Annotated in this window: 26 protein-coding genes; 18 read left to right on the top strand and 8 right to left on the bottom strand. The window is 60.8% G+C overall.

All coding sequences use genetic code 11. The annotated features are described in order from the left end of the window. Window positions 1-65 precede the first annotated feature (65 nt). Window positions 66-413 (bottom strand): hypothetical protein, encoded by a 348-nt coding sequence (locus tag ABOK31_RS23175; RefSeq protein WP_174181946.1) that lies wholly within the window; start codon window positions 411-413, stop codon window positions 66-68. A 259-nt stretch (window positions 414-672) separates the two neighbouring features. Here ABOK31_RS23175 and ABOK31_RS23170 point away from each other — a divergent pair, with 259 nt between their 5' ends. Further along, on the top strand, window positions 673-930 hold the full coding sequence (locus tag ABOK31_RS23170) for a hypothetical protein (RefSeq protein ID WP_349961098.1): 258 nt from the start codon (window positions 673-675) through the stop codon (window positions 928-930). Between the two features lie 35 nt (window positions 931-965). Here the strand turns inward: ABOK31_RS23170 and ABOK31_RS23165 are convergent, their stop codons facing one another. After that, window positions 966-1403: an Lrp/AsnC family transcriptional regulator gene (locus ABOK31_RS23165; protein WP_174181942.1), complete on the bottom strand. Its 438-nt coding sequence runs from the start codon at window positions 1401-1403 to the stop codon at window positions 966-968. Window positions 1404-1546: 143 nt separating this feature from the next. Here ABOK31_RS23165 and ABOK31_RS23160 point away from each other — a divergent pair, with 143 nt between their 5' ends. Both ABOK31_RS23160 and ABOK31_RS23155 read left to right on the top strand, forming a co-directional pair. After that, the gene (locus tag ABOK31_RS23160; protein ID WP_349961096.1) at window positions 1547-2596 is read left to right on the top strand and encodes an ornithine cyclodeaminase; all 1050 of its coding nucleotides are present in this window, start codon (window positions 1547-1549) and stop codon (window positions 2594-2596) included. A 10-nt stretch (window positions 2597-2606) separates the two neighbouring features. After that, window positions 2607-3539 (top strand): arginine deiminase-related protein, encoded by a 933-nt coding sequence (locus ABOK31_RS23155; RefSeq protein WP_349961095.1) that lies wholly within the window; start codon window positions 2607-2609, stop codon window positions 3537-3539. A gap of 83 nt (window positions 3540-3622) precedes the next feature. On the opposite strand, the gene ABOK31_RS23150 is transcribed toward ABOK31_RS23155, so the two are convergent. Beyond that, window positions 3623-4942 (bottom strand): MFS transporter, encoded by a 1320-nt coding sequence (locus ABOK31_RS23150; protein WP_349961271.1) that lies wholly within the window; start codon window positions 4940-4942, stop codon window positions 3623-3625. A 240-nt stretch (window positions 4943-5182) separates the two neighbouring features. Between ABOK31_RS23150 and ABOK31_RS23145 the strand changes: the two genes are divergently transcribed. Together ABOK31_RS23145 and ABOK31_RS23140 are read left to right on the top strand one after the other, a co-directional pair. Further along, window positions 5183-6067 carry a LysR substrate-binding domain-containing protein gene (locus ABOK31_RS23145; RefSeq protein ID WP_349961093.1) on the top strand — a complete coding sequence of 295 codons (885 nt, stop codon included), beginning with the start codon at window positions 5183-5185 and terminating at the stop codon, window positions 6065-6067. Window positions 6068-6344: 277 nt separating this feature from the next. After that, a complete protein-coding gene (locus ABOK31_RS23140) occupies window positions 6345-8144 on the top strand; it encodes a PAS domain S-box protein (RefSeq protein ID WP_349961270.1) in 1800 nt (599 codons plus the stop codon). A gap of 34 nt (window positions 8145-8178) precedes the next feature. Here the strand turns inward: ABOK31_RS23140 and ABOK31_RS23135 are convergent, their stop codons facing one another. Beyond that, on the bottom strand, window positions 8179-8643 hold the full coding sequence (locus tag ABOK31_RS23135; RefSeq protein WP_349961092.1) for an Lrp/AsnC family transcriptional regulator: 465 nt from the start codon (window positions 8641-8643) through the stop codon (window positions 8179-8181). 124 nt (window positions 8644-8767) lie between these two features. On the opposite strand from ABOK31_RS23135, the gene alr reads away from it, so the two are divergent. Both alr and ABOK31_RS23125 read left to right on the top strand, forming a co-directional pair. Beyond that, window positions 8768-9901, top strand: a complete 1134-nt coding sequence (gene alr / locus ABOK31_RS23130) for an alanine racemase (protein ID WP_349961090.1) — start codon at window positions 8768-8770, stop codon at window positions 9899-9901. Between the two features lie 30 nt (window positions 9902-9931). After that, window positions 9932-11182, top strand: a complete 1251-nt coding sequence (locus ABOK31_RS23125) for a D-amino acid dehydrogenase (protein WP_349961088.1) — start codon at window positions 9932-9934, stop codon at window positions 11180-11182. Between the two features lie 60 nt (window positions 11183-11242). On the opposite strand, the gene ABOK31_RS23120 is transcribed toward ABOK31_RS23125, so the two are convergent. Continuing rightward, window positions 11243-12439: an MFS transporter gene (locus tag ABOK31_RS23120; protein ID WP_349961087.1), complete on the bottom strand. Its 1197-nt coding sequence runs from the start codon at window positions 12437-12439 to the stop codon at window positions 11243-11245. Window positions 12440-12559: 120 nt separating this feature from the next. Between ABOK31_RS23120 and ABOK31_RS23115 the strand changes: the two genes are divergently transcribed. From ABOK31_RS23115 to ABOK31_RS23090, 6 genes are all read left to right on the top strand, one after another. After that, window positions 12560-13396, top strand: coding sequence for a helix-turn-helix transcriptional regulator (locus tag ABOK31_RS23115; protein WP_174181930.1), 837 nt, complete (start codon window positions 12560-12562; stop codon window positions 13394-13396). Between the two features lie 63 nt (window positions 13397-13459). Continuing rightward, entirely contained in the window at window positions 13460-14236 is a 777-nt protein-coding gene (gene cobF, locus ABOK31_RS23110) for a precorrin-6A synthase (deacetylating) (RefSeq protein ID WP_349961269.1), read from the top strand. A 57-nt stretch (window positions 14237-14293) separates the two neighbouring features. Then, entirely contained in the window at window positions 14294-15721 is a 1428-nt protein-coding gene (gene cobG / locus ABOK31_RS23105) for a precorrin-3B synthase (RefSeq protein ID WP_349961085.1), read from the top strand. Window positions 15722-15723: 2 nt separating this feature from the next. Next, window positions 15724-16356 (top strand): precorrin-8X methylmutase, encoded by a 633-nt coding sequence (locus tag ABOK31_RS23100; RefSeq protein ID WP_349961083.1) that lies wholly within the window; start codon window positions 15724-15726, stop codon window positions 16354-16356. Beyond that, window positions 16353-17090, top strand: a complete 738-nt coding sequence (locus tag ABOK31_RS23095) for a precorrin-2 C(20)-methyltransferase (protein WP_174181924.1) — start codon at window positions 16353-16355, stop codon at window positions 17088-17090. The genes ABOK31_RS23100 and ABOK31_RS23095 overlap by 4 nt, the downstream gene beginning before the upstream one ends. After that, the gene (locus ABOK31_RS23090; RefSeq protein ID WP_349961081.1) at window positions 17087-17851 is read left to right on the top strand and encodes a precorrin-3B C(17)-methyltransferase; all 765 of its coding nucleotides are present in this window, start codon (window positions 17087-17089) and stop codon (window positions 17849-17851) included. Before ABOK31_RS23095 ends, ABOK31_RS23090 begins: the two co-directional genes overlap by 4 nt. Here the strand turns inward: ABOK31_RS23090 and ABOK31_RS23085 are convergent. Next, the gene (locus ABOK31_RS23085) at window positions 17815-18585 is read right to left on the bottom strand and encodes a cobalt-precorrin-6A reductase (protein ID WP_349961078.1); all 771 of its coding nucleotides are present in this window, start codon (window positions 18583-18585) and stop codon (window positions 17815-17817) included. The genes ABOK31_RS23090 and ABOK31_RS23085 overlap by 37 nt on opposite strands. Between ABOK31_RS23085 and cbiE the strand changes: the two genes are divergently transcribed. From cbiE to ABOK31_RS23060, 5 genes are all read left to right on the top strand, one after another. Next, a complete protein-coding gene (cbiE, locus tag ABOK31_RS23080) occupies window positions 18569-19810 on the top strand; it encodes a precorrin-6y C5,15-methyltransferase (decarboxylating) subunit CbiE (RefSeq protein ID WP_349961076.1) in 1242 nt (413 codons plus the stop codon). The genes ABOK31_RS23085 and cbiE overlap by 17 nt on opposite strands. Window positions 19811-19829: 19 nt before the next feature. Continuing rightward, window positions 19830-20588, top strand: coding sequence for a precorrin-4 C(11)-methyltransferase (gene cobM / locus ABOK31_RS23075; RefSeq protein ID WP_349961074.1), 759 nt, complete (start codon window positions 19830-19832; stop codon window positions 20586-20588). Between the two features lie 79 nt (window positions 20589-20667). Beyond that, complete coding sequence (nikR, locus tag ABOK31_RS23070) at window positions 20668-21105, top strand: nickel-responsive transcriptional regulator NikR (RefSeq protein ID WP_349961072.1); 438 nt, start codon at window positions 20668-20670, stop codon at window positions 21103-21105. Between the two features lie 298 nt (window positions 21106-21403). Next, entirely contained in the window at window positions 21404-21964 is a 561-nt protein-coding gene (locus ABOK31_RS23065) for an NADPH-dependent FMN reductase (RefSeq protein WP_349961070.1), read from the top strand. Window positions 21965-22083: 119 nt separating this feature from the next. Further along, window positions 22084-22980: a DMT family transporter gene (locus ABOK31_RS23060; protein ID WP_349961068.1), complete on the top strand. Its 897-nt coding sequence runs from the start codon at window positions 22084-22086 to the stop codon at window positions 22978-22980. On the opposite strand, the gene ABOK31_RS23055 is transcribed toward ABOK31_RS23060, so the two are convergent. Then, window positions 22977-25319: a polysaccharide biosynthesis tyrosine autokinase gene (locus tag ABOK31_RS23055; RefSeq protein WP_349961268.1), complete on the bottom strand. Its 2343-nt coding sequence runs from the start codon at window positions 25317-25319 to the stop codon at window positions 22977-22979. The genes ABOK31_RS23060 and ABOK31_RS23055 overlap by 4 nt on opposite strands. An 83-nt stretch (window positions 25320-25402) precedes the next feature. Then, the gene (gene galU, locus ABOK31_RS23050) at window positions 25403-26308 is read right to left on the bottom strand and encodes a UTP--glucose-1-phosphate uridylyltransferase GalU (protein WP_075856115.1); all 906 of its coding nucleotides are present in this window, start codon (window positions 26306-26308) and stop codon (window positions 25403-25405) included. Window positions 26309-26311: the final 3 nt, after the last annotated feature.

Genomic DNA, 26311 nt, shown 5'->3' with positions numbered 1-26311 from the left:
ACTGGTTCGCTCTGAGAAACCGCAAGAGATGTATGAGGTTCGAATGGCCTGATTGCGGTAGGCAATTACGATGCCTGCAGCATGCACTCCATAAATAACGCGCCCAAAAGCAGACCTGACACCGTCGCAAGCACTTTCAAGATCGCGCGCTCGATCCTGAGACGCTTCTGCGGCAGGATCAACGCAAGCGACTCGCTTGCAGCTGCGACCAATATGCACACAAGAGCAATGATGCGGCGGTCTTCGGGATAAGCCATCACGAACAGAAATCCCAAAAGGCCGAACGGAATGACACTGTCGATGCTCGCCATTGCCATGAACGGATACTTCGTCCCGACCGGGACGACCGTCGTCACGACGATCAGACCGAGCACGGTCCAGGCAAGGGCATAGGCGAGCAAAGTAAGTTCCATACGAAATCATAACAACAAGCCGTGAGTTTTCAAGCTGCGCGGCATGGCCTGCCTGGGCTTCCGTTCGGCTCGGCTGGCTGATGACCGATCGCCGGGGAAGAATCAAAACGGCTCGCTGCATCCAGCGCCGCATCTGCTATGGCTGCCAGCGCGATTGACAAAGCTCTGCCCTATTGGATGTATCGGTGATGTGGTCCGTCGGCCAACAGCCCGTGCGCTCCCGCCGACACCTTTTTTGCCAATAAGACAGGGTCCAACAATGTCTGATACAAACCCCGCACCGCAGCCAGCCACCTGGCGCATCGTGCTTGCCGCCATTTTCGATTTTTTCACCGCCTTCGCAGTTTTCGGCTATATCATCGCGTCGATCTTCGGCGGCAGGACGGAGGGCGGCTTCCAGCTCAATGGCCTGCCGGCCCTGCTGCTTTTCGCTCTCATCGTCGCTTATTTCATCCTGTTCAATCGATTCCTGGGCGGCACCCTTTGGAAGCGCATATTACGCGCGCGCCGTTTATAATAGCCGGCCAGGGGCGGCAACCTTCAAGGTGCCTGTCAGAGGCTACTCAGCAACAGGCTGGTTTCGCTGTTCGCGACACCATCGATCATCCGCACCTCACGCAACACGCGGTCGAAGTCCGAAAGGCTGGTTGCGCGGATATTGGCGACCAGATCCCAATTGCCATTGGTCGTGTGCAATGAATAGATCTCAGGCAGACCACGCAGCTTGCGGATGACCTGTGTCGTCGATTTCCCGACGACTTCGATCATCATGACGGCATGCACAGTCTGCTCCTCATAATCTTCCCGAACCCTTACGGTGAAGCCGAGCAGCGTGCCTGTATCGATCAACCGATCCAACCGGTTCTGCACCGTGCCGCGCGCAACACCCAAGGCATCCGATAGCTTGGAAAGCGAAGCGCGGCCATCGGCGCGCAGATGAGCGATGATACGCCGGTCGAGATCATCGGGAATATATTTGGCGAGCGTCATCGCGCGATCCTGCTCTTGTCTTTTCGGTCAAAAATACTGGGCAATTTGTGCAAACTCATACCAAAACTGGCACAGTTTTGCGATTTCAGTCAATCGATCCGCTTGGTACCCTATGGGAAATGATTTCCATCGAGGATACGAGAATGTCCGCACCGCTCCCATCGGAAAGAGCTTTCATTCCCTTCGTCAGCGTCGAGAACATGATGCGGCTCGTCCATCATGTCGGCATCGAAACCGTGCTCATTGAACTCACGGACGCCATCGAAGCGGATTTCCGTCGCTGGGATCTTTTCGACAAGACACCCCGCGTCGCTTCCCATTCGCATGACGGCGTCATTGAACTGATGCCGACGTCCGATGGCGCGGTCTACAGCTTCAAATATGTGAACGGCCATCCGAAGAACATGGCGCAGGGGTTGCAGACAGTGACCGCATTCGGCCTGCTGGCGGAGGTTGCGACCGGTTATCCCGTGCTTTTGACCGAAATGACGCTGCTGACGGCGCTGCGCACCGCAGCGACCTCGGCCATGGCGGCTCGCCACCTGGCACCGGCCAATTCGCGCCGCCTTACCCTGATAGGCAATGGCGCACAGGCCGAATTCCAGGCATTGGCGATGAAGGCTGTTCTCGGCATCGAGGAAGTCCGCCTCTACGATATCGATCCGAAGGCGACGGAAAAGACCGTACGCAACCTTGCGAAAACCGGCCTGAAGCTTGTGCCCTGCACCTCGGCTCAAGCCGCCATCGAAGGTGCCGACATCATCACCACCTGCACGGCCGACAAACAATTCGCGACCATTCTGACGGACAACATGGTCGGCGCCGGCGTGCACATCAACGCGATCGGCGGCGACTGCCCGGGCAAGACGGAACTCCATCGCGATATCCTGCTGCGCTCCGACACCTTCGTCGAATATCCGCCGCAGACCCGCATCGAGGGCGAGATCCAGCAGATGGACCCGGACTATCCGGTCACCGAGCTCTGGCAAGTCGTCAGCGGCCAGACACAGGGCCGCCGCAGCGATAGGCAGATCACGCTGTTCGACAGCGTCGGCTTTGCGATCGAGGATTTCTCAGCCCTGCGTTACGTCCGCGAAAAGCTGGCCGGCACAGACTACTTCCAGAAGCTCGACATCATCGCCGACCCGGACGATCCGCGCGATCTGTTCGGCATGCTGCTGCGGGCGGGCTGAGGACGAAGCGATGGCACACGCCACCTATTCCGTGCAAGCGCCGTCAGCCGTGGTCATGGTTCGTCCGCATCATTTTACCGTCAATACCCAGACGGCGGCCGACAATCGTTTCCAGCTCCTAACGACGGCGAGCGACAATTTCGCCTCTCAGGCTTTCGAAGAGATCACACGTGCCGCCGAAGCGCTCGAGCGCCAAGGGGTGACAGTCCATTTATTCGAAGACGACGGCGTGGAAACACCCGACTCGGTCTTTCCAAACAATTGGTTTTCGACCCATGCGGGCGGACACATCGCCATCTACCCCATGAAGGTGCCAAACCGCCGCCGCGAGAGACGCAGCGACGTTGTCGACATGTTGAAACAGCGCTACCGTGTCCAAGACGTCATCGATTATTCCGGGCTGGAACCCGATGGGCTGTTCCTTGAAGGCACCGGCGCCATGGTGCTAGATCATATCGACCGGGTGGCCTACGCCGTCCGCTCCGACCGGACCGATCCGATCGCACTCGAGCGCTTCTGCACTCATTTCAATTTCGAGCCAATGTTATTCGATGCGCGCGATGATGAAGGAGTCCCCGTCTATCACACCAATGTTCTGATGTGCGTGGCGACGAATTTCACCATGATCGGAAGCGGCTTGATAACGGACTCAAGACGGCGCGATGAAATCCTTGCCCGCCTGCAGCGCTCCGGCCGGGACGTCATCCACCTGACGAACAGGCAAATCGCCGAATTCGCCGGGAACGCCATCGAACTGCAGGGTACGGAAGGCCGGATCCTCGCGCTTTCAACAACGGCGCTGGCCGCACTGGACAACAATCAGCGGACGGCAATCGAGCGGCATGCAAGGATTATCGCCTTCGATCTCCCGACCATCGAGCGCGCTGGCGGTTCCGTTCGATGCACACTTGCCGGAATTCATCTCACGCCTCGGAGCTCATAAGTCCGGGCCTATTATAGAAAATGACGATGGCGGTCACAGACATGACCGCCATCGAATTTCACTCGTCTCTGCTTTGGACAGCATCAGCCCTTGTTTGCCGATGCCACAAGCCCCGGCTCTTTCACTCTGCCGTTCAACGAGAAGGCCAGCAGCGCCGATAGCAGCATCAGCGCCCCGACGATGAACATCGGCAATTCATAAAGACCCGTCGCATCCTTGACGACGCCGGTCACATAGGGTGCGGCAAAGCCGGCAATGTTGCCGATCGTGTTGATCAGGGCGATACCGGCCGCAGCCGCCGGCCCGGTCAGAAATCGCGACGGAATGGCCCAGAAATTCGGCAGGGCGGAAAAGATCGCGCAGGCCGTCAATGTGATCATGACGATCGTCGCTTCAGGCGAGCCCATATAGAGCGCGGCTGGAATGCTGAAGGCGCCAACCAGGGCCGGAATGCCGATGTGCCATGGCCGAACGCCGCGCCTGGACGCATCGCGACTCCAGAAGAACAGGGCGAATGCCGCCGGCAGATAGGGAATGGCCGTGATCAGCCCCTTGTCAAAGACATCGAACTTGGTGCCGAATTTCGTTTCGAAGCCGGCAATGATCGTCGGCAGGAAAAAGGCCAGCGCATAGAGGCCGTAGATCAGGCCGAAATAGATGATCGACAGCAGCCACACCCGGCCATCGGTCAAGGCGAGACCGGTCATCTTGCCATGGGCGGCCGCCTTTGCCTTTTCCTCGCCGGCAAGCTCCCGGTTCAGCCAATCCTTCTCGGCCTGCGTCAGCCATTTCGCGTCATTAGGCCGATCAGCAAGGTAGAACCAGGTGATGATGCCGACGATGACGGCCGGAATGGCAACGCCGAAGAACATGACACGCCAGCCTTCCAGGCCGAAGAGACCGTGCATCTGGATCAGCATCGCCGCGAAAGGCGCGCCGACGACGGTTGTCAGCGGCTGGGCAAGATAGAACAGTGCCAGGATCTTGCTGCGATGCTTGGCCGGCACCCACATGCTCAGGAACAGGATCGCGCCTGGAAAGAAGCCGGCTTCGGCAACCCCGAGCAGGAAGCGCAGCACATAGAGCTCTGTCGCGCTCGATACCCAGGTGAAGAGCAGCGCAACGATGCCCCAGCTCACCATGATGCGGGCAAGCCAGCGGCGCGCACCGTATTTATGGAGCGCAAGATTGCTCGGGATTTCGAGAACGATGTAACCGAAGAAGAAGATGCCGGCAGCAAAACCGAACTGCGCCGCCGTCAGCGCCAGATCCGTCGTCATGCCGTTCGGCCCGGCGAAGGAAATCGCCGTGCGGTCAAGGAAGTTGATGAAGAACATCAAGGCGATGAACGGCACCAGCCGCTTAGACACCTTTGATATGGCCGAGCGCTCGACCTGTGACATTTCCTGATTACCGGGCTGCAATGAAAATCCCTCCCCCCGTGCTGAAATCTTGACAACGCAGCGATCCGCTTGCGTCGCTGACAGAACGGAAACTCCGACTTCCCTTCCAACTCCTGCCTTCGGCCGCATGCGCCTTCGAATGACCTTGATCTCTAACGGGATGGACAAGTTGCAGGCAAACGATTTAATCTCTCCTTCATGTGAGGAAAAATCACATCATGACGCAGCGGAATCGAAAAAATGAGCGGCCCTCTCCCATCATTGAATGCCCTCAAGGCATTCGAAGCGACCGCCAGGCACAGGTCGATGACATTGGCCGCCGACGAGCTCTGCGTCACACATGGCGCGATCAGCCGACATATTCGTGGCCTCGAAGAGACGCTCGGCGTCATCCTCGTGACCCGCCGGGCGCGTTCGACCGAGCCAACGCCGGAGGGATTGCGGCTGGCCGAAGGGCTGGCGAGCGCCTTCGGCCTGATGCAGGCAAGCGTCGAGCGGGTCCGCCCAAGCCCGCTGACGCTCTCCTGTTCCTCCTCGATCATGATGGGCTGGATCATTCCGCGCATCGGCCAGTTCCACGAGCGCCATCCGCATATCGCCCTTCAGTTCAACATGAACTACGACCAGGTCGACTTCGTCCGCGACAAGATCAGCCTCGCCATCCGCTCGAGCGTCATCGATCCGCCGAAGGATGCGATCATCCGGGAGCTCGGCGGCGAGGCCATCGGTCCTGTCTGTTCGCCAGAATATCTGAGCCGCTCCGGCATCTTGCGTCCCGGTGATATGGAACATGCCGCGATCCTCTCGACGCAGACACGACCGCAAGCCTGGAGCGACTGGCAGGCCATTGCTGGGCAGGCGGATCTGCATCTGACGCCACAGGCAGCCTTCGACCACTTCTATCTGCTGATCCAGGCAGCCGCCTGCGGCCTTGGCATGGCGGTGGTGCCGCAGATGCTGGTGCTCGACCAGCTCGCCTCCGGACGGCTGGTGGCACCTTTCGGCTTCCTGCCAGGCCCGCGCCGCATGGTGCTCTGGATCGCGCCGCATATCGCCGGAAGACCGGATGCGCTGGCGCTCGAAAGATGGCTGACGGCCGAAATGCATGCAAGGCCGGACACCTAATGCTCTTTAGAAACCCGCGTCAGATAGAAGCGCGCCCGTAGCGAAGGCCTGTTATAGGCGACCGCATTCAACAAGCCGAAATATTCATGATACAAGCCACTTATGTTATTTAAAATACATTGGAATCGGCGGATTTTCTCTCTGCACTTTACGCCGGGGAATATGCTATGAATCCTCGTAAGCATGGGCGGAACGGGGCAATCCTTGCAGGTTGCGGCCGCTCAAGAGAGGATGCATCCTGAATATCGTGCCCGAACTGGCAAGTCACACCAACGAGATGGCGGTGCTTATCTCTGGCTTCGACTGGGCGGCCACCAGTCTCGGCCCGAAATCGGCATGGCCCCCATGCCTGACCGTTGCCGTCGATATCATACTCTCTGCGCAAGCCCAGATCGTCCTGTTCTGGGGCGAGGATTTTGTCGCTCTCTACAACGACGCCTATGCACCGACGATCGGCGACAAGCATCCGCAGGCCTTGGGGCATCCCGCAAAGGAAAACTGGGCCGAACTCTGGGGCGACCTCGAGCCGCTTCTGCGCTCCGTCCTTTACGACGGCCAGACGGTCGTCGCCAAGGATCGCCCCTTCTACATCGAGCGCTACGGCTACCCCGAAACGGTTTACTTCGACATTTCCTATTCGCCCGTTCGCGATACGGGCGGCAAAGCGCTGGGCGTCTTCTGCATTGTCAGCGAGACGACGGAACGTGTCCGGTCCGAGCGGGCCTTGCGCGAAAGCGAGGAGCGGTTTCGCGCCGTCATCTCGCAATCGGCAACGGGGATTGCTCAATGCGAGCTGGACGGCCGCTTCGTTCTGGTAAACGAGCGCTTCTGCGAGATCGTCGGCTATTCCGAGACCGAGCTTCTCGGCATGCGGATGCATGACATCACCTATTCGGACGATCTGCGCGAGAACAACCGCATGTTCGAAACGATGATGGCAACAGGCGAAAGCTTCGAGATCGAAAAGCGCTATGTCCGCAAAGATGGCAGCCTCGTCTGGGTGGCAAACTCCGTCTCCGGCCTGCGGGACAGTTCGGGACGGATCGAGCGGGTCGCCGGCGTCATAACCGATATCAGCGAACGCAAACGCGTACAGGAGGTGGAGCGGCGGCTGGCGGCCATCATTGCCTCGTCGGACGATGCCATCCTCAGCACCGACCTCAAAATGGTGATCACCAGCTGGAACAACGGCGCCGAAAGGCTTTATGGCCATTCGGCCGAAGAGGCCATCGGCCACTCGGTCATGATGCTCGTTCCGGACGATCGCAGCGAAGAGGAACCGGCGATCCTCGCCCAGATCCGCGCCGGTCAGAAGGTCGAACCCTACGAAACCAAGCGCAGCCGAAAGAATGGCGAGCTTGTCGATGTGCTGCTCAGCGTTTCTCCGATCTACGACGCGTATGGCCGCATCATTGGGGCGTCGAAAATCGCCCATGACATCAGCGCCAAGAAGGAAGCGGAGCGCCTGCAGACCGTGCTGGTGGGTGAGCTCAATCATCGCGTCAAGAATGTGCTCGCGACCGTCATGGCCATCGCGCGTCAGACCCTCGGGCGAGACGACGTGGACAAGGCATCCGTCGAGACATTCGAGGCACGGCTCTCCTCCATGGCGCGCGCCCACGATCTGTTGATCCACGGCCAATGGGAGCAGGCGGAATTGACCGCCGTTATTGCCCAGGCACTTTCACCCTATCCGAAGGATAGGTTCGAAATTTCCGGGCCGGCGATCAAGCTCGCGCCGAGAGCCGTCGTTTCCATATCGCTTGCATTGCATGAGTTGGCGACGAATGCCGCCAAGTACGGCGCGCTTTCGGTGGCAGATGGCCGCGTTGCGATCACCTGGTCCGTGGAAACGGGCGAGACCGACCGGCTCAAGCTGCGCTGGCAGGAATCGGGAGGGCCGGCCGTCAAAGCCCCGACCCGCAAGGGCTTCGGCTCCCGCTTGATCGAAAGCCTGCTGGCGGCGGAATTGAGCGGCAAGGTCCAAGTCCGTTACGAGCCAAGCGGCTTGATCTGCGAGGTGGATGCCGCGGCGGGCATCGGCTGGGATCAAAGCCACAATACGGCAGAAGAGTAATACTGCGCCCTGTACCGAAGCAATATTGGCCTATTCAACGCATGCCCTTCGGCCGCGTCGCCAGCACATTGCGGATCGAAAAACTCGAATGGATCCGAAGCACTCCCGGCATGGTCGACAGAATATCCTTATGGATGCGCTCGAAATCGCCGGGATTGGCGACCTCGACGCGCAGCAAATAGTCGGAGCCGCCCGTCATCAGAAAACATTCCTTGATCTCGGGGTGCTTGCGTACCGCCGCCTCGAAGCGATCGAGGTGTTCCTCCGTCTGCCGCTCGAGCGTGATGTTGATGATGACGGCGATCGATGCCTCCGCCTGGGAGGTGTCCACCAGTGCCGTATAGCCCCGGATCACGCCCGCCTGCTCCATCAATTTGATCCGCCGCAGGCAGGCCGATGGCGACAGCCCCACCTCGCTTGCCAGCCTGGCATTACTGACGCGGGCGTCGAGGCGAAGCAGGCGGAGGATATTGCGATCGATCGCATCGAGAGCGGCCATGTGGATTCTTTCAAAAATTCGCAGATCGTTTCAATATCAATGCAATTACACAATAATCAATCACTATTTGGCGAGCAATTTCACGATCCTTTCAATACTCTTGTTTTGAAAGACGAGGGCGGACATGAACGGCGGCATAGTAGATTCCCGAGCGCTGAAATTGGCGGTCGACAGCGGAGCATGTGGTTATCTGACGATCGATCTGGCTGCGCTGTGCCGGAATTACGAGAAGCTATCCGCCATCGTCGCGCCGGCGAAGACGGCCGCCGTCGTCAAAGCAGATTCCTATGGGCTTGGCGCCAGCCAAGTATCGAAAGCGCTCTATGCGCGCGGTTGCCGGCACTTCTTCGTCGCCCACTTCATCGAGGCGCTGCGGTTGCGTCCGCAATTGCCCGGCGACGCAACGATCTTCGTGCTGAACGGCCTGCTGCCCGGCAATGAGGCCACCTGCGCCGACGGCGGCATCGTGCCTGTCATCAATTCGCTCGATCAGCTGCAGCAATGGTCGGAGACGGCGCGGTCTCTTCAGCGCAGGCTGCCTGCGGTTCTGCAATTCGATACCGGCATGTCACGACTGGGTGTCCCGCCGGAAGACAGAAGCGCCGTCGCTGCTCATCTGCAGACATCGGACGACACCGACGTCCTCTTCATCATGAGCCACCTCGCCTCCGCAGACGAGGGCGGCAGCGGACAAAATGCCGACCAGCTTGCCGAAATGCGCCGCGTCGCAGCGGAATTTCCGCAGTACGATGTTTCATTCGCAAATTCCGGCGGCATCTTCCTCGGCGGAGATTTCCATGGTGTGCTGGCGCGGCCAGGGATCGCTCTTTACGGCGGCGCCCCGACAAGCGGCGTTGCCAACCCCATGGAAGCCGTCGTCAGGCTTGATTCCGCCGTGGTGCAGACCCGAACCGTTCCGGAAGGTGCCCGCGTCGGCTATGGCGGCGGACATGTGACGAAGGGCCAGACCCGGCTCGCGACGATCGCCGCCGGCTATGCCGACGGCCTTCCACGCAGCCTCAGCGATCGCGGCGCGGTCTACTATAACGGCGTGCGCCTGCCGATCGTCGGCCGCGTGTCGATGGACAGCACAACAATCGATATCAGCGCTTTACCCGAAGGCACTCTCTCCTTCGGAAGCATGGTGGAAGTTCTCGGAGATCATCAGACCCTGGATGATCTTGCGCGAGATGCCGGCTTGATTTCCTATGAAATCCTGACCAGTCTCGGCCACCGCTTCCAACGTCAATATCGCTGACCCTCCAAAGTTCAATTCTCTGAGGACATCATGAAAGTCGTCGTTCTGGGTGCCGGCATCATCGGCGTGACGTCAGCCTATCAGCTCGCCAAGGCGGGCCACGAAGTCACGGTCATCGACCGGCAGCAGGGGCCGGCGCTGGAAACGAGTTTTGCCAATGCCGGCGAAGTCTCGTTTGGCTACTGCTCGCCCTGGGCTGCTCCCGGCATTCCGATGAAGGCGATCAAGTGGCTGTTCATGCACCACGCGCCGCTCATCCTGCGCCCGAAGGTTGATGGCGCCATGCTGTCATGGCTTGTCAAGATGCTGTCGAACTGCACCTCGGAACGCTATGCGATCAACAAGAGCCGGATGCTCCGCCTTGCCGATTACAGCCGTATTTCGCTGGCTGAGGTTCGCGAAGAGACCGGCATCGCCTATGACGAACGTATGCAGGGCACGCTGCAGCTCTTCCGCACGCAACAGCAACTCGATGCATCGGCCAAGGACGTCAAGGCCCTAGCGGCCGACGGCATTCCCTATGAGGTACTCGATCCCGACGGCTGCATTCGCGTCGAGCCGGCACTCACGCATGTGCGCGGCAAGATCGTCGGCGGGCTGCTGACGCCGAAGGACGAGACCGGTGATTGCTTCAAGTTCACCAATGCCCTTGCGGCCAAGGCTGTCGAGCTCGGCGTGAATTTCCAGTATGGCACGACGATCAAGGGGCTCGACGTTCAGGGCGGGCAGGTGCGCGCCGTCATGACCGACCGTGGGCGCATGGACGCCGATGCGATCGTCGTCGCGCTCGGCAGCTATTCGCCGCTTTTGCTGAAGCCGCTCGGCATCAGCCTCTCCGTCTATCCGGTCAAGGGTTACTCGCTGACGATCCCGATCACCGATGCCTCGCGTGCGCCGGAATCGACCGTTATGGACGAGACCTACAAGATCGCAATCACCCGGCTTGGCGATCGCATCCGCGTCGGCGGCATGGCTGAAATCTCCGGCTATACCAATGATCTCGGCCTTGCACGGCGCCAGACGCTCGAGCATTCCGTCACCGATCTCTTTCCCGGCGGTGACGTCGCCAAGGCTTCCTTCTGGTCGGGACTGCGGCCGATGACACCGGATGGCACGCCGGTCATCGGACCGACGAAGATCAAGGGATTGTTCCTCAATACCGGCCACGGCACACTTGGATGGACCATGAGCTCCGGCTCGGCACGCGTCATCAGCGATCTCGTCAGCGGCCGTAAGCCCGATATCGACGCAACCGACCTCGCCATCAGCCGCTATGCCTGACAAGCAGGCTTGCGCATAAGCGCTCAAGAAAAAGGCGGGCTGATTGCCCGCCGATTTCGATCAATGCCGTGGGATTCGTGGCAGGAAGATCGTGAACAATCCCAGCAGCGGCAGATACGAGCAGATCGTGTAGACGAAGGAGATGCCGCGCACATCGGCGAAATCGCCGAGCCAGGCCGCGCCAAGGCCGCCCGCGCCGAAGGCAAAGCCGAAGAATATCCCGCCGATGAGGCCAACGCGACCGGGGATAAGCTCTTGCGCAAAGACTACGATCGCCGGGAAGGCCGAAGCCAGCACGAGGCCGATGATGACGGTCAGCACGCAGGTCCAGAACAGATCCGCATAGGGCATCAGCAGCGCAAACGGGATGACGCCGAGGATCGAGAACCAGATCACGAAGCGCGCACCCAGACGATCGCCCACCGGACCGCCCATGATCGTTCCAACGGCAACAGAGCCGAGGAAGAGGAACAGCATCAGCTGCGCGTCACGGACATCGAGATGGAACTTGTCGATGACGTAAAAGGTGAAATAGCTCGAAATACTGGCCATGTAGACGTTCTTCGTCGCTGTCAGCAGGATGAGGATCGCAAGCGCCCACATCGCCTTGCTGCGCGCGATCGGCAAGGTACGGCTCGGCGCGGGGCGCGCCGATTGCTGGCGTCGGTGATTGATGAACCAGGTGCCGACCCAGCTCAGAACGATAAAGCCGATAACGGCAAGCACGGAAAGCCATGCCACACTCTTCTGGCCATGCTGCAGGACAAAGAATGCAGCGATCAGCGGCCCGATCGCCGAACCGGCATTGCCGCCGAGCTGGAAAAGCGATTGCGCCAGGCCGTGGCGGCCGCCCGACGCCAGACGGGCAACGCGCGATGCCTCCGGATGGAAGACGGCTGAGCCGAAGCCGATCAGGCTTGCGGCCACCAGCAGCATTCCAAAGCTGCCGGCGTAACCAAGCAGCAGCAAGCCCAGGAAGGTGCTGACCATACCGACCGGCAACGAATAAGGCATCGGCCATTTGTCGGTGACGATGCCGACCACCGGCTGCAGCAGCGATGCGGTGATCTGAAACATCATCGTCAACAGGCCGATCTGCACGAAATCGAGCGCGTAATTCTCTCTGAACATCGGGTAGAGCGATGTCAAAAGCGACTGCATTGTGTCGTTCAGCAGGTGGCATGTGCTGACGGCCATAACGATCGACATCGTCGTCTTTTGATACCGGGCCTGCGTGCCCAAAACTTCCGCGACCATGACGGAGAATCCTTCCTGTGCCGGCAGGTTTGCCAAGCATATGACTTAATCCGCCTTTAACACGCCTTGCGTGTGTCCTTCTTTCGTGTTTTGGTCCAATAGTTTCTCGATTGGGCCAAAATGGAAAAGCTATCGAAACAGTTGCTGGCAACCCTCGACGACGACCATGTTCGTAACATCCGCTGGATGGAGGAGTCGCCTGCCGATGTGCTCGTTCACAGTGCCGAGCCGCCACAGGGCTACACCGTTCCCTGGCACCATCACCGCCGCACGCAATTGCTCTGTATCTTTTCTGGCGTCGCGCTGATCATGACGGCGCGAGGCCGCTGGATGGTGCCGCCCGGCCACGCTCTCTTCATCCCGGTCGGAATGGAGCATTCGATCGAAATCCTCAGCGATGTCAGCATGAAATCGGTCTACGTAACGCCGCGCGGCCAGCCGCCGAAGGATGAAGCGCCGCGCGTCGTTGAGGTGACGGATCTCGCCCGCAGTCTGTTGCTGGAGGCCATTCGGCTGCGGGAAGCGCCTGTCGGCCATCGCAAGGCCAAGTTGGTGCTGTCTCTGCTCGTCGAGGAGATAGCAACCCTGCCGGTACGTCCGCTCGGCCTCCCCTTCCCCTCAGACCGGCGATTGACCGCGCTCTGCCGCGACTATCTCGCCAATCCATCGCCCAATGCGAGATTGGACGACTGGGCCGAGAAGCTTTCGGTGAGCCGCCGCACCTTCACCAGGCAGTTCCGCAAGGAAACCGGTATCAGCTTCACGACATGGCGGCAGCAGGCGAGCGTCTTTGCCTGCCTGCCGCAGCTCGCCGAAGGCCAGCCCGTCACCAATGTCGCGCTCGAAGCAGGCTATGAGAGCGTGGCCGCCTTCACCACCATGTTCCGCCGCATGCTCGGCACCTCGCCGCGTAGCTATATGGCCAGCCGCTGGACCTTCGACCGACCATCTGCTTGAACGTCTGCTCTTGAAATGGCCGAGCGCTTCCGGCAAACAGCGCTGAAGAGCGAGGGCAAGCATATGCGGCATATCCACATCGTCGGTATCGGCACGGGAAATCCCGAACATCTGACCGTGCAGGCGATCAATGCGCTGAATGCAGCCGATGTCATTCTCATCCCCAGCAAAGGTGCGGCCAAGGCCGAACTCGCCGATGTCCGCAAGGAGATCTGCGAGCGCTATGTCACAAATAAAGCGACACGCTTCGTTAGCTATGACGTGCCCTCACGCCAGACGGCGGATCGCAGCTATGTGCAGAGCGTCGACGAATGGCATGAGGCGATTTCCACGACCTATGAACGGCTGTTTCTGGAGCAGCTGACAGAAAGCCAGAGCGCCGCCTTTCTGGTCTGGGGAGATCCGGGCCTTTACGACAGCACGTTGCGCATTCTCGAGCGCGTCGTCGGTCGGGGGAATGTTGCCCTCGATTATAGCGTCATTCCCGGCATCACCAGCATCCAGGCGTTGACGGCAAGCCATCGCATCCCGCTCAACCTCGTAGGCAAGCCGGTCCAGATCACGACAGGCCGGCGGCTCGCCGAGAGCTTTCCGGGCGTTGTCGAAACGGCCGTGGTCATGCTCGATGGCGAGCAGGCCTTCAGCAAGATCGACGACCCCGATGCCTATATCTATTGGGGAGCCTATCTCGGCACCAAGGACGAGATCGCCATCGCCGGCAGGCTTGCCGACGTTTCCGAGCAGATTCTTACTGCTCGGGCAGAGGCCCGCGCCCGGCATGGGTGGATCATGGATATCTACCTCATGCGCAAGGGGCAGGATTTCGACGATCTTGCATAAAAGCCAAATGCCAAATCGTTTGCCCGCCGATCCGGTTTATGCAAGGAAATGTCCCTTATGAAGGGCAGTCTTATGGTTGCGGCTGACGCGCAGACGGTAAAGGGACAAGCGTGCCTCTCGCAAGGAGAGGCCGGTCACGATGACGTTGCATCGCCCGTACCCTCCATGGTTCGCGGCGCCTGTCCCTCCCTGAGCGCGCCGATGCAGACGGGCGACGGTTTGCTCGTTCGCCTGCGGCCATCGACGCCAGGCCTGACGGTTGCGCAGTTGCGCGCCTTGGCCGAGGCTACAGAAAAGCACGGCAACGGCCTAATCGAGATCACCGCGCGCGGCAATTTTCAGCTGCGCGGCATGACGCCGCAAAGCATGGCTGGGCTGGCCGCCGATATCGATCGCGCCGGCATCGTGCCGGAGAGCGGCGTCGCGATCGAAGTCCCGCCGCTCAGCGGCATCGATCCGTCGGAGATCGCTGATGCACGCGGGCTCGCTGAACGCCTGCGCAACGCAGTCGATTCCCTTCATCCCAAGCCGCTGCTGGCCGCCAAGCTCGCCATTATCGTCGACGGCAGCGGTCGGCTCACACTCGACGAACTGACAGCGGATATCCGACTGAAAGCCACCCATGCCACCGATGGCCGAGAGTTTTGGACGCTCGCCATCGCCGGAACCGACGCGACAGCTGTACCACTTGCCGCCTTGCCCGGCGAAGAGGCGATCGCCGGTGTCATCACACTGCTCAAAACCTTGACCGCAATCGGACCCCGCGCCCGTGGTCGCGATCTGGACATTGCCTCGCTGCAGGCGCAGTTTCCTGCCGTTCACGGTTTCTCACGCCCCGAACGCGTTCTATCGACCTCTCCTGTCGGCGTCATCCCGCTCGACAAGCAGCATTCGGCCCTCGGCCTGCGCCCAGCCTTCGGTCAGATCCAGGCGCAAGAGCTCGTCCGCTTTCTCGACGTAGCCGAACTGGCCGGAGTGCTCGAAATTCGGACGGGACCGGAGCACAGCCTGCTGTTGCTCGGGCTTCCAGGCGATCGCATAGACGACATCCTCGCCGTGGCAGCCGATTGCGGCCTCCAGACGCGGGCCGACGATCCGGCAAATTATGCAATCCCCTGCGCCGGCGCCGGCGCGTGCGCCTCGGCCTACTATGCAACGAAACAGGCGGCCGCCGATCTGGTCGATGTCGGAGCCGAACTGCTTGACGGATCGCTCAAAGTCCATCTGTCCGGCTGCACAAAGGGCTGCGCCCACCCGTCCCCGACAATGCTGACCATCGTCGGTGCTGCAACAGGCTATGCTATTGTCGTAAATGGGTCATCATCATCAGAGCCGGTGGCTTACATCCACAAGGAAGGCCTGAAATCAGCGCTGGCTGCGCTCGGAGAACTGGTACGAAACAACAAAGCTGCTGGCGAATCGGCGCAGCAGTGTCTTAAACGGCTCGGCCGGGACGCAATCGCGACGGCTTTACGACAGGGATAGAAATGCCTGACTATGACTATATCCGCGAGGGAGATGCGATCTATGAACGCTCCTTCGCGATCATCCGCAGCGAAGCCGATCTCCAGCGTTTCCCCGAAGCCGAGGCCGATGTCGCAGTCCGCATGATCCATGCCTGCGGATTGGTGGAGGCGGCGGAGCACTTCCTGTTCTCCCCCGATTTCGTCGCATCCGCCCGCAAGGCGCTGACTGACGGTGCGCCGATCTTCTGCGATGCGGAAATGGTCGCTCGCGGCGTGACCCGTGGCCGCCTGCCGGCTGCCAACGAGGTGATCTGCACCTTGCAGGACCCGCGTACGGCCGAGATCGCCAAGTCGATCGGCAATACACGTTCGGCTGCCGCCATGCATCTTTGGACCGATCGCCTTGCCGGCTCGATCGTCGCCATCGGCAATGCGCCGACGGCCCTCTTTCACCTTTTGGAAATGTTGCGTGACGGTGCGCCGAAGCCTGCTGCCATCATCGGCATGCCCGTCGGCTTCGTTGGCGCGGCGGAATCGAAGGATGCGCTCACCGAAAACTCCTACGGCGTTCCCTTTGCCATCGTGCGCGGCAGGCTTGGCGGCAGTGCCATGACGGCCGCCGCCCTCAATGCCTTGGCGAGGCCGGGCCTATGAGCGCGCCATCCAATGGACAGCTGATCGGCCTCGGCACCGGCCCTGGCGATCCCGAACTGCTGACGGTCAAGGCTGTCAAGGCTCTCGAACGCGCCGATGTCGTCGCCTACTTTGCCAAGCAGGGCAGAGGCGGCAACGGCAAGGCCATCGTCGGCGAGTTTATGAGAACAGACGTAAAACTGCTGCCGCTCTACTATCCGGTCACGACCGAGATCGATAAGGACGCGCCGGAGTACCTTAGTCAGATTACCGCCTTCTACGATGCTTCAGCCGAAATGGTGGCAGCGCATCTGCGTGAGGGAAAGACGGTTGCCGTGCTCAGCGAGGGCGATCCGCTCTTTTACGGCTCCTATATGCATCTGCATGTGCGCCTTGCCGATCGTTTCCCGACCGAAGTCATACCCGGCGTGACGGCCATGTCGGGCTGCTGGTCGCTCGCCGGATTGCCGATGGTGCAGGGAGACGACGTTCTCTCGGTGCTGCCGGGAACGATGGCGGAAGCCGAGCTTACCCGCCGCCTGGGCGATACGCAGGCCGCCGTCATCATGAAAGTCGGCCGCAACCTGCCAAAAATCCGCCGCGCGCTTGATGCTGCCGGCCGGCTGGAGGAAGCGATCTACGTCGAGCGGGGCACGATGGCAAACGGCGCCATGACGCCGCTTGCAAGCCGCGACGATGCCGAGGCACCCTATTTCTCGCTGGTTCTCGTCCCCGGTTGGGAAAACAGGCCATGAGCGGGCGTCTCTATGTGATCGGCACCGGCCCCGGCAAGCCTGAGCAGACGACGCCGGAGGCGCTGGCTGCTGTCGCGGATTCCCATGAATTCTATGGTTACGGTCCTTATCTCGACCGCGTGACACTGCGCGACGACCAGATCCGTCAGGCATCCGACAATCGCGAGGAATTGGATCGCGCCAAGGTAGCGTTGCAGCGGGCTGCTGCCGGCGTCAACGTCTGCGTCGTCTCCGGCGGCGATCCGGGCGTCTTTGCCATGGCGGCAGCCATCTGCGAGGCGATCGATCACGGCCCGGCGGAATGGCGCACGGTAGACCTGATCGTCGTGCCCGGTATTACGGCCATGCTTGCGGTCGCTGCGCGCATCGGCGCCCCTCTCGGGCACGATTTTTGCGCAATCTCACTGTCGGACAATCTAAAACCCTGGCCGCTCATCGAAAACCGGCTTCGTGCGGTCGCTGAGGCAGGCTTCGTGATCGCGCTTTACAATCCGATCAGCAAGGCGCGGCCCTGGCAACTCGGCAAGGCTTTCGAAATCGTCCGTGACATTTTGCCTGCTGATACGCCGATCATTTTCGGCCGCGCCGCCGGCCGGCCCGACGAACGCATGACGGTGACACGGCTTGCCGATGCCGAAGCTTCGCAAGCCGATATGGCAACCTGCGTCATCATCGGCTCCGCCGAGACCCGCGTCATTGCCCGCGAAGGGCGCCCGGATCTCGTCTATACGCCGCGCTTCATTAGGGAAGAGACGAAATGATCGATCCGATCGAGCGCAGCGTCCACCGTTTCGACCACCGGCAGGCCGGCGGTCTCCGCGCGCTCGACCATGATCACCTTGATGCCGAGATGCCTTGCGGCCTCGATCTTGCCGTAAGTCGCGTCGCCGCCGCTGTTCTTGGCGATGACGACCTCGATCTGATGGTGTTGCAGCATGTCGAGTTCATCAGCCAGTCGGAACGGCCCCCGGCTGTGGATATAGCTGACATGAGGCACCGTCAGCGGCGGCTCGACGGGATCGACGCTGCGAACCCAGTAAAGGTGCTGCGGCGCCGCGTTCGCCTGATGCGCCTCCTGCCGGCCGGTTGCGAGGAAAACGCGCAAGGGCGCTGCGCCGAGCGCGGCGATAGCCTGCGAAACGCTATGCACCGAGAGCCAGTTATCGCCTTCGACCGGCACCCAGGCCGGACGACGCAAGGCAAAGGCGGTCACGGCACATTCAGCAGCCGCCTGCGCGGCATTGGCGGAAATGCGGGCCGCGAAGGGATGGGTGGCGTCGATCACCAGATCGATCGCTTCATCACGGACATAGCGAGCAAGCCCCTCGGCGCCGCCGAAACCGCCGCTGCGCACCGGAATGGGCTGCGGGGCCGGATCGGCGGTTCTGCCGGCAAGCGACAGAACGACCTCGAGATCTCCGCGAGAGGCGAGCGACGTTGCCAGCGCGCGGGCCTCCGTCGTACCGCCCAGGATCAGAATGCGGGCCTTGCCCATGGCTGAGACACCTTCAATTCAACGCTGGCTCACTCTTATCGGCATCGGCGAGGACGGTCCAGCCGGGCTCGGCGACGAAGCCAAGCGGCTGCTTGCCGAAGCATCAATTGTCTTTGGCGGCATGCGCCACCTCGAGTTGATGGGTTCATTGATAACAGGTGAAGCACACGCTTGGCTTTCACCATTCGAAAAATCAGTCGAGGCGGTGCTCGCCCGCCAAGGCAAGCCGACGGTGGTTCTCGCCTCCGGTGATCCCTTCTTCTACGGCGTCGGGGTGACACTTTCACGACGCATTCCGGCTTCTGAAATGATCGTCATTCCGGCGCCTTCCTCCTTCAGCCTTGCCGCATCGCGCCTCGGCTGGCCCTTGCAGGAAACGACGGTTCTCTCGCTCCACGGGCGGCCGATCGGTCTGATCCGGCCGCATCTGCATCCCGGCCGCAAGATCCTGGCGCTGACATCCGATGGCAAAGGCCCCGCCGAATTGGCCGCCTTGCTGCAAGGCTCAGGCTTCGGCCCTTCCAAGCTTACGGTTCTGGAAGCGCTTGGCGGTCCGCATGAGAAGGTTTCCCGGCACACTGCGGCCGATTTCACTCTCTCCGGCATCAATGATCTGAACATCTGCGCAGTCGAGGTCAAAGCGGACGCCGGTGCTCGGATTTTGTCGCTCAGCGCCGGCTTGGCCGACGAGCTTTTCGAGCATGACGGCCAGATCACCAAGCGGGAGATCCGCGCAATCACGTTGTCGGCGCTTGCGCCGCGCCATGGCGAGTTGCTCTGGGATATCGGAGCCGGTTCCGGTTCGATCGGCATCGAATGGATGCTGGCCGATCCCTCGCTGCGTGCCATTGCCATCGAAGCATCGCCTGAGCGCGCGGCGCGTATCCGTCGCAATGTCGCAAATTTCGGCGTGCCGGGCCTGATCATCGTCGAAGGCGAGGCACCGGCGGCTCTTTCCGGTCTTGCGGCACCGGATGCGATCTTCATCGGCGGAGGCGGCAGCGACGCTGGCGTGCTGGAGGCCGCGATCGGCCAGCTGAAAAGCGGCGGCAGGCTCGTTGCCAATGCCGTCACCACCGAAATGGAAGCGCTGCTGCTGGCCGAACAGGCACGCCGAGGCGGCTCACTGATCCGCATCGACATTGCGCGCGCCGCACCCGTCGGCCGCATGACCGGCTGGCGGCCAGCCATGCCGGTGACGCAATGGTCGTGGGTAAAGCCATAATTCAGAATGAGGTAGAGCGATGACAGTGCATTTCATTGGCGCAGGCCCCGGTGCCGCCGACCTGATCACGGTGCGTGGCCGGGATCTGATCGGCAAGTGCCCGGTCTGCCTTTATGCCGGCTCGATCGTTTCGCCGGAACTGCTGCAATATTGCCCGCCCGGCGCCCGCATCATCGATACCGCGCCGATGTCGCTCGACGAGATCGAGGCGGAGTATCTGAAAGCGGCCGCCGCCGGCGAGGATGTCGCGCGCCTGCATTCCGGCGATCTCTCGGTCTGGAGCGCGGTCGCCGAACAGATCCGCAGGCTCGAGCAGCATGACATTGATTATACGTTGACCCCCGGCGTTCCCGCTTTCGCCGCGGCCGCTTCGGCGCTTGGACGTGAGCTGACCATCCCGGCAGTGGCTCAAAGCCTTGTCCTGACCCGCGTGTCCGGTCGTGCCTCGCCCATGCCGAACAACGAGACGCTGGAGAAATTCGGTGCGACTGGAGCCACACTTGCCATCCATCTGGCAATCCACGCGCTCAAAGAAGTGGTCGAGGACCTGACACCGCTCTATGGCCCCGATTGCCCGGTCGCGATCGTCGTCAAGGCTTCCTGGCCTGATGAGCGGATCATTCGAGGCACGCTTGCCACGATCGAAGCGCAGGTGGCCGCCGATCCGATCGAGCGCACCGCCCTGATCTTCGTCGGGCCGTCGCTTTCCGCCAGCGATTTCCGCGAAAGTTCGCTCTATGACCCCACCTATCAGCGCCGTTTCCGCGGCCGGCAATAGCGCTGGGCGCCGTTGCAAATCTTCTCGAAATTTCCTCTAGTCGACCGCGGCAAGCCGCGGGGCAAAAGAGGATCAGGAAATGCAGCGCATTACTATCACCATTGATGACGATCTTCTGGAGACGATCGACAAGATCAGTGCCCAGCGCGGCTATGCAAGCCGCTCGGAAACCTTGCGCGATCTCGTCCGCGATGCTGTGACCCGCGCGCAACCGACCATAGACGGCGAAGCGAGATGCTACGCAGCCCTTGCCTATGTCTATGAACACGAGACCCGCGACCTGTCGCGCCGGCTGACGACGGCGCAACACGATCACCACGATCTTTCAGTCTCGACGCTTCATGTTCACATCGATGGGCAAGATTGCCTCGAAGTCTCCGTGCTGAAAGGGAAGGTGGACGAGATAAAGACCTTTGCCGACAGCGTCGTGACGCAGCGCGGCGTGCGTTTCGGGAACCTGCACATCATCCCATCAGGCGATGGCGCAGATCATCTTGAAACGCATTCGCATGACTGAGCGGGCGGGTGAGTTGCCCGCGGACTACTCAACAGAGCTGACACCGTGACATAGGCTATGCTTTCCTCGAGAGCTGCAACCGAAACCGAGCGGCTCAACAGGGCGAGTGATGTCGACAGTTTCCAGTATCGGCTTCCGCGTTGATCGGGCGTCACCGCCCGAGCCCATCCGGATCATGCGGTCCGGGCGGCATGATCCGTCGAGCTGAAGTCTCTCCTCCCTGCATAAGATTCCCTCAGGCCTTGACGAAGGACGACAAAGCATAAATGTCTTCCCATCACGGCAAATGGGGGAAGCGATGAAGATACTCGGCATATCGGGCAGCCTGCGGAAAGGCTCCTTCAACACGGCCCTGCTACACGCGGCCGTCGAATTGGCGCCAAACGGCGTCGAGCTGATCGCCCGCACCATTCACGGCGTACCGCTTTACGACGCCGATCTCGAGGCGGCGGATGGCATCCCGGAAAAAGTGCAGGAACTCAAGGACCTCGCCATTTCAGCTGATGGGCTGATCCTGTTTACGCCGGAATACAACAATTCGCTCCCTGGCGTCTTCAAGAACGCCATCGACTGGATGAGCCGCCCCTCCACCGACATCGCCCAGGTCTTTGGCGGAAAGCCGATCGCGGTTCTCGGCGCTTCGCCCGGCAATTTCGGCACCATCCTCAGCCAGAACGCCTGGCTGACGGTCTTGCGCACGCTCGGCGCCGAAGCCTGGTTCGGCGGCCGGCTGATGGTGTCACGTGCCGGCAGTGTCTTCGACGCGAACGGGGCGATCGTCGACGAGAAAGTGAAACACAATCTTGCGGCTTTCATCGATGGTTTCACGGCTTTCATCGCGGATCGCAAAAAGGGCTGATGTGGCTTTGCGAGTGGGCCAAATCGCAAGCATGAAGCCTATGATTGAACCGATGAATGACCTAATGTGAATGCGGTGCCGAGTCCCGGCGCCTCGCACATCTTCTTCCTTCGAAAGCCATGAAATCCAATAGTACCGGTTACGTCTTCACGCTGTTGGCAATCAGCATATTCGCCATACAGGACGGCATCTCCAAGCACCTTGTCAGCGCCTATCCGCCGCTTCTGGTGGCGATGATTCGCTATTGGGCTTTCATGCTTTTTGCCGTCGCTATGGCTTCGCGTGCACCGGGCGGCTTGCGACGCAATGTCAGGACCAAGCGCCCTACCCTGCAGATTGCCCGAGGCCTGCTGCTCGCCACACAGATTGTCGTCGCCATCTCGTCCTTCGTCATCGTCGGCCTTGCCCATTCGCAGGCGATCTTTTCATCCGGCCCGCTGATGGTGGCCCTGTTGTCCATACCGATCCTCGGCGAGAAGGTCGGCTGGCGGCGATGGCTGGCGATCTGTTTCGGCTTCATCGGCGTGCTGTTGATCCTGAAGCCGGAAAGCGGCGTCTTCGATGCGCGGTTCCTGGTGCCGCTTTTCGGCGCATTGCTATTTTCGCTCTATGTCGTCCTGACGCGCTATGTCAGCCGCGAGGACGGAGCCATGACCAGCTTCTTCTATACAGGCGTGGTGGGTGCGATCGCCATGACCTGCATCGGGCCGTTCTTCTGGACACCGCTTGCGCCACATGACTGGATCTTCATGGGCATTCTCTGCCTGACCGGCGTTTCGAGCCATTATTTCCTCATCCGCGCCTATGACATGCTTGACGCGGTGGTCATCCAGCCCCTGACCTATTTGCAGCTCGTCTTCTCCGCCATTATCGGCGTCACGATATTCGGCGAAAAATTAAGCGCGCCCATGATCCTGGGCGCGCTCATTGTCGTTGCGGCGGGCATATTCACGATCTGGCGCGAACATGCCCTGGCGAGAGCCCGGCTCAAGGCCGGTAAGGCATCGGCCAGCTAGGCGTCCACCTGGGCGCGCGGCTGTGCCTCGGTGTAGTAGCTCACATATTTCTGCCGGTAGCGCTCCGTTCCACCGAAGTCGCTGTAGCGCGGCAATTCCGACATGTCCGTCTTGTTGAGGATAACGCCGAGGATGCGCGAATTGATCTGCGGCTCCTGTTCCAGAACATCACGCACCAGATTGGTCGGTGTTGCACCCCATTCGGTCACCAGCAGGAAGGCATCGACCTGTGGCGCAAAGGCCTTCGCATCGATGACAGGGCCTAGCGGTGCAAGATCGACGATGATGTAATCGAACATCTTGCGCGCATTTTCCATCAGATGCTGCATGCCCTGCGAGGACAGAAGCTCGCTGGTGTGCAGCAGATGATCGCGCACGGCGACCGGGAGAATGGCAAGCTTGGTGCGCGGATCGACCTTCACGGCATTCGTCCAGGGCACCTCGCCAAGCACAGCCTCGATCAGGCCGGCCTGCGGCGGCGTCTTCAGCGTCCGGCTGAGGCCCGGGTTGCGCAAGTCGGCATCGATGAGCAGCGTGCGCTTGCCGCTGCTCGCAAGCAGGGCGGCAAAGTTGGCAGCCGTCGTCGACTTGCCTTCGCCCGGCAGTGCCGAGACGACGCCGATGACGCGGTCGGCGCGGCCCTGCAGCATCACGTCGCTGGCAAGCTTCGCGTTCCTCAAGGTCTCGGCGAAGATCGAGCGCGGCGCTTCGACGGAGATGCGCATCATGCGCTCGAAGGCGACGCCGTTTTCTCCCTCTTCCGCCGTCATCGGTTCCGTTCCGGCATCGGCCTTGCGCGACTTCTTCTTATTCTTGCTCTGCTGACCGAGCAGCGGCAGATAGCCCAGGAACTTCAATCCGAGAGCAGCCCGCACGTCGGCCTCGACGCGGAAGAAGCGATCACGGAACTCCTGGAACGCGGCGACACCGCAGCCGACCATCAGGCCAAGAATGACCGAAAGTGCCATGACAAGCGTCTTCTTCGGGCTGGACGGCGCCGTCGGTACGCCAGCGACCGATATGACGCGAGCCTTGGCGATGGGGAACGAGCGCTGCTGGGTCGCCTGTTCGAACCGGCCAAGATAGGATTCATAAAGCGTCTTCAGCGCGGATGCCTTCTGGTTCAGCTCATTCAGATGAACCAGCGACTTGTTGGCTTCGGAATTCTTGCCGACGACCTTGTCGATGCTTTCGCGCAGCGATTCCGCACGCGACTCCGCAACATCATATTCGTTCTTGTAGCTGGCGGTGAGCTGCTGGAGCTCCTGATAGATCTGCCGCGTGATATCCTGCCGCTCGGCGCGAAGCGCAACGGCTTGCGGATGGTCGGCGCCGAAGTTCTGCGTGACGTCCTGCTCGCGCTTTTCGACAGCGAGATATTTCGTCTTCAGATCCTGCAGCACCGAGTTGTCGGTCGTGCTCGACGAGATGGTCGCGTTCTTGACGGCGTTGTCGGGGCCTTGATCAATGATCGACTTATATTGATTGTAGCGGGCGGATGCGCTCGCCGTATCGGCCTGGGCGATGATCAGCTGCTTGTTCAGGTCGGAAATCTGCTGTTCCGACATCAGTTCGCCGCCCGTTGACGTCAACCCATTGTCGGCCTTGTATTTCTCGACTTCGAGCGAAGCCTCCTGGGCGCGCTGGCGCAAGTCATTCAAGCGTTCCTGCAGCCAGACGGAAGCGCGTTCGGTCGCGTCGAAATTGGCGTTCAGCTGGTCGGTCAGATAAGCGTCGGCATAAGCGCTCGTAACCTTGGCGGCAAGGCGCTTGTCCGTCGAGGTGAAGGAGACGGCAACGACCGAGCTTCGCGTGACGCGCTCGACCTTCAGATTATCCTGCAGAACGGCAGCAACCTTCTGGCGCTGAGCCTCACGCTGCTCTTCCGGTGTCATCGGCGGGCGACCGGGCGTGAAGACGCTGACGATCAGGCTGACGCCGGATTTGAGCAACGCCGCCGGAGACACCGGCGGATTGAGCAACGTATTGTTGTCCGCAAGGCCGGCCGTGTCGACGACGCGCAGCGCCATCTCGTTCGATTTGAGGATTTCGACCGCGCTGGCGATTTCCATGTCCGCCTGCTGACTGCTCGCCGCCGGCGGCTGGTCCTCAGCATATTTCGTCATGGTTTCGTCGAGCAATATCTGCGTCATCGAGGTGTAGCTCGACGTTGCAGTGAGCAGATAAGCAACGGCCAGAATGACAAAAGCGGCCACGGCGAAAATGATGGTGCGGATGCGCCGGATCACGACGGCCATCAGCCGGTCGAGATCGATAAAGCTATCCTGCGACTCTGCTTGCGGAAGAGCGCTGTGGAAAGTGAAGTTCTTCTGATGCATGGCGACCACCTTGTCGGAGAAGCCCGAATGAACAATAGCCATGGCCTGCGGCCTTTTCGGCCGCAGGCCACAATGTGACAGGCTTAAGCGGCGGTCATCTGCGCTTCGTGCGAGACGACCAGGTTGCGGATCGAGTCATAGACCAAGCCGCCGATATCGGAGCGAGCGAGCGCGAAGGCGACGTTCGCTTCGATGAAGCCGTGCTTGGACCCGCAGTCGAACGTGCGTCCGTTATAGACCTGGGCATGGAAGGATTGCGTCTCGGAGAGGCGCAGCATGCCGTCGGTCAACTGGATCTCGTTACCGGCACCGCGCTCCTGACGGGCCAGAATATCGAATATCTCGGGCTGCAGAATATAACGGCCATTGAGGTAAAAGTTTGAAGGCGCCTCGGATGGATGCGGCTTCTCGACCATTTTGGTCACGGCAAAGCCATGGCGCACGGACTCGCCCTTGCCGATGATGCCGTATTTCGAAGTTTCTTCCGGAGCGCATTCCTCGACGGCGACGATATTGCCACCGGTCTCATTATAGAGATCCATCAGGCCGGCCATGCAGCCGCGCATGCCGTAGCAGAGCATGTCGGGCAAAAGCAGCGCGAAGGGCTCGTTGCCGATCAGGTCGCGGGCGCACCAGACGGCGTGGCCGAGGCCGAGCGGAGCCTGCTGGCGAGTGAAGCTGACGGCGCCCGGCCGCGGCAGAAGGCGTTCCAGCTCGCTGACCTGGTGGCTTTTGCCCGCCCGCTGCAGCGAGGAAATCAGCTCCGGCGTGTCATCGAAATGGTCCTCGATTGCCGACTTGTTACGGCTGGTGACGAAGACGATGTGCTCGATGCCGGCTTCGATGGCTTCATCGACGGCATATTGCACGACTGGCCGATCGACGATCGTCAGCATCTCCTTTGGCATCGCCTTGGTGGCGGGCAGGAAGCGCGTTCCATTGCCGGCAACCGGGATGACTGCTTTTCTCACACGATGTTTGGGGTCCATGGC

Source organism: Rhizobium sp. ZPR4 (genome assembly GCF_040215725.1).
Taxonomy (GTDB): Bacteria; Pseudomonadota; Alphaproteobacteria; order Rhizobiales; family Rhizobiaceae; genus Rhizobium; species Rhizobium rhizogenes_D.
Note: the sequence above shows the minus strand (reverse complement) of the source record. Positions and strands in the feature narration are given on the sequence as shown.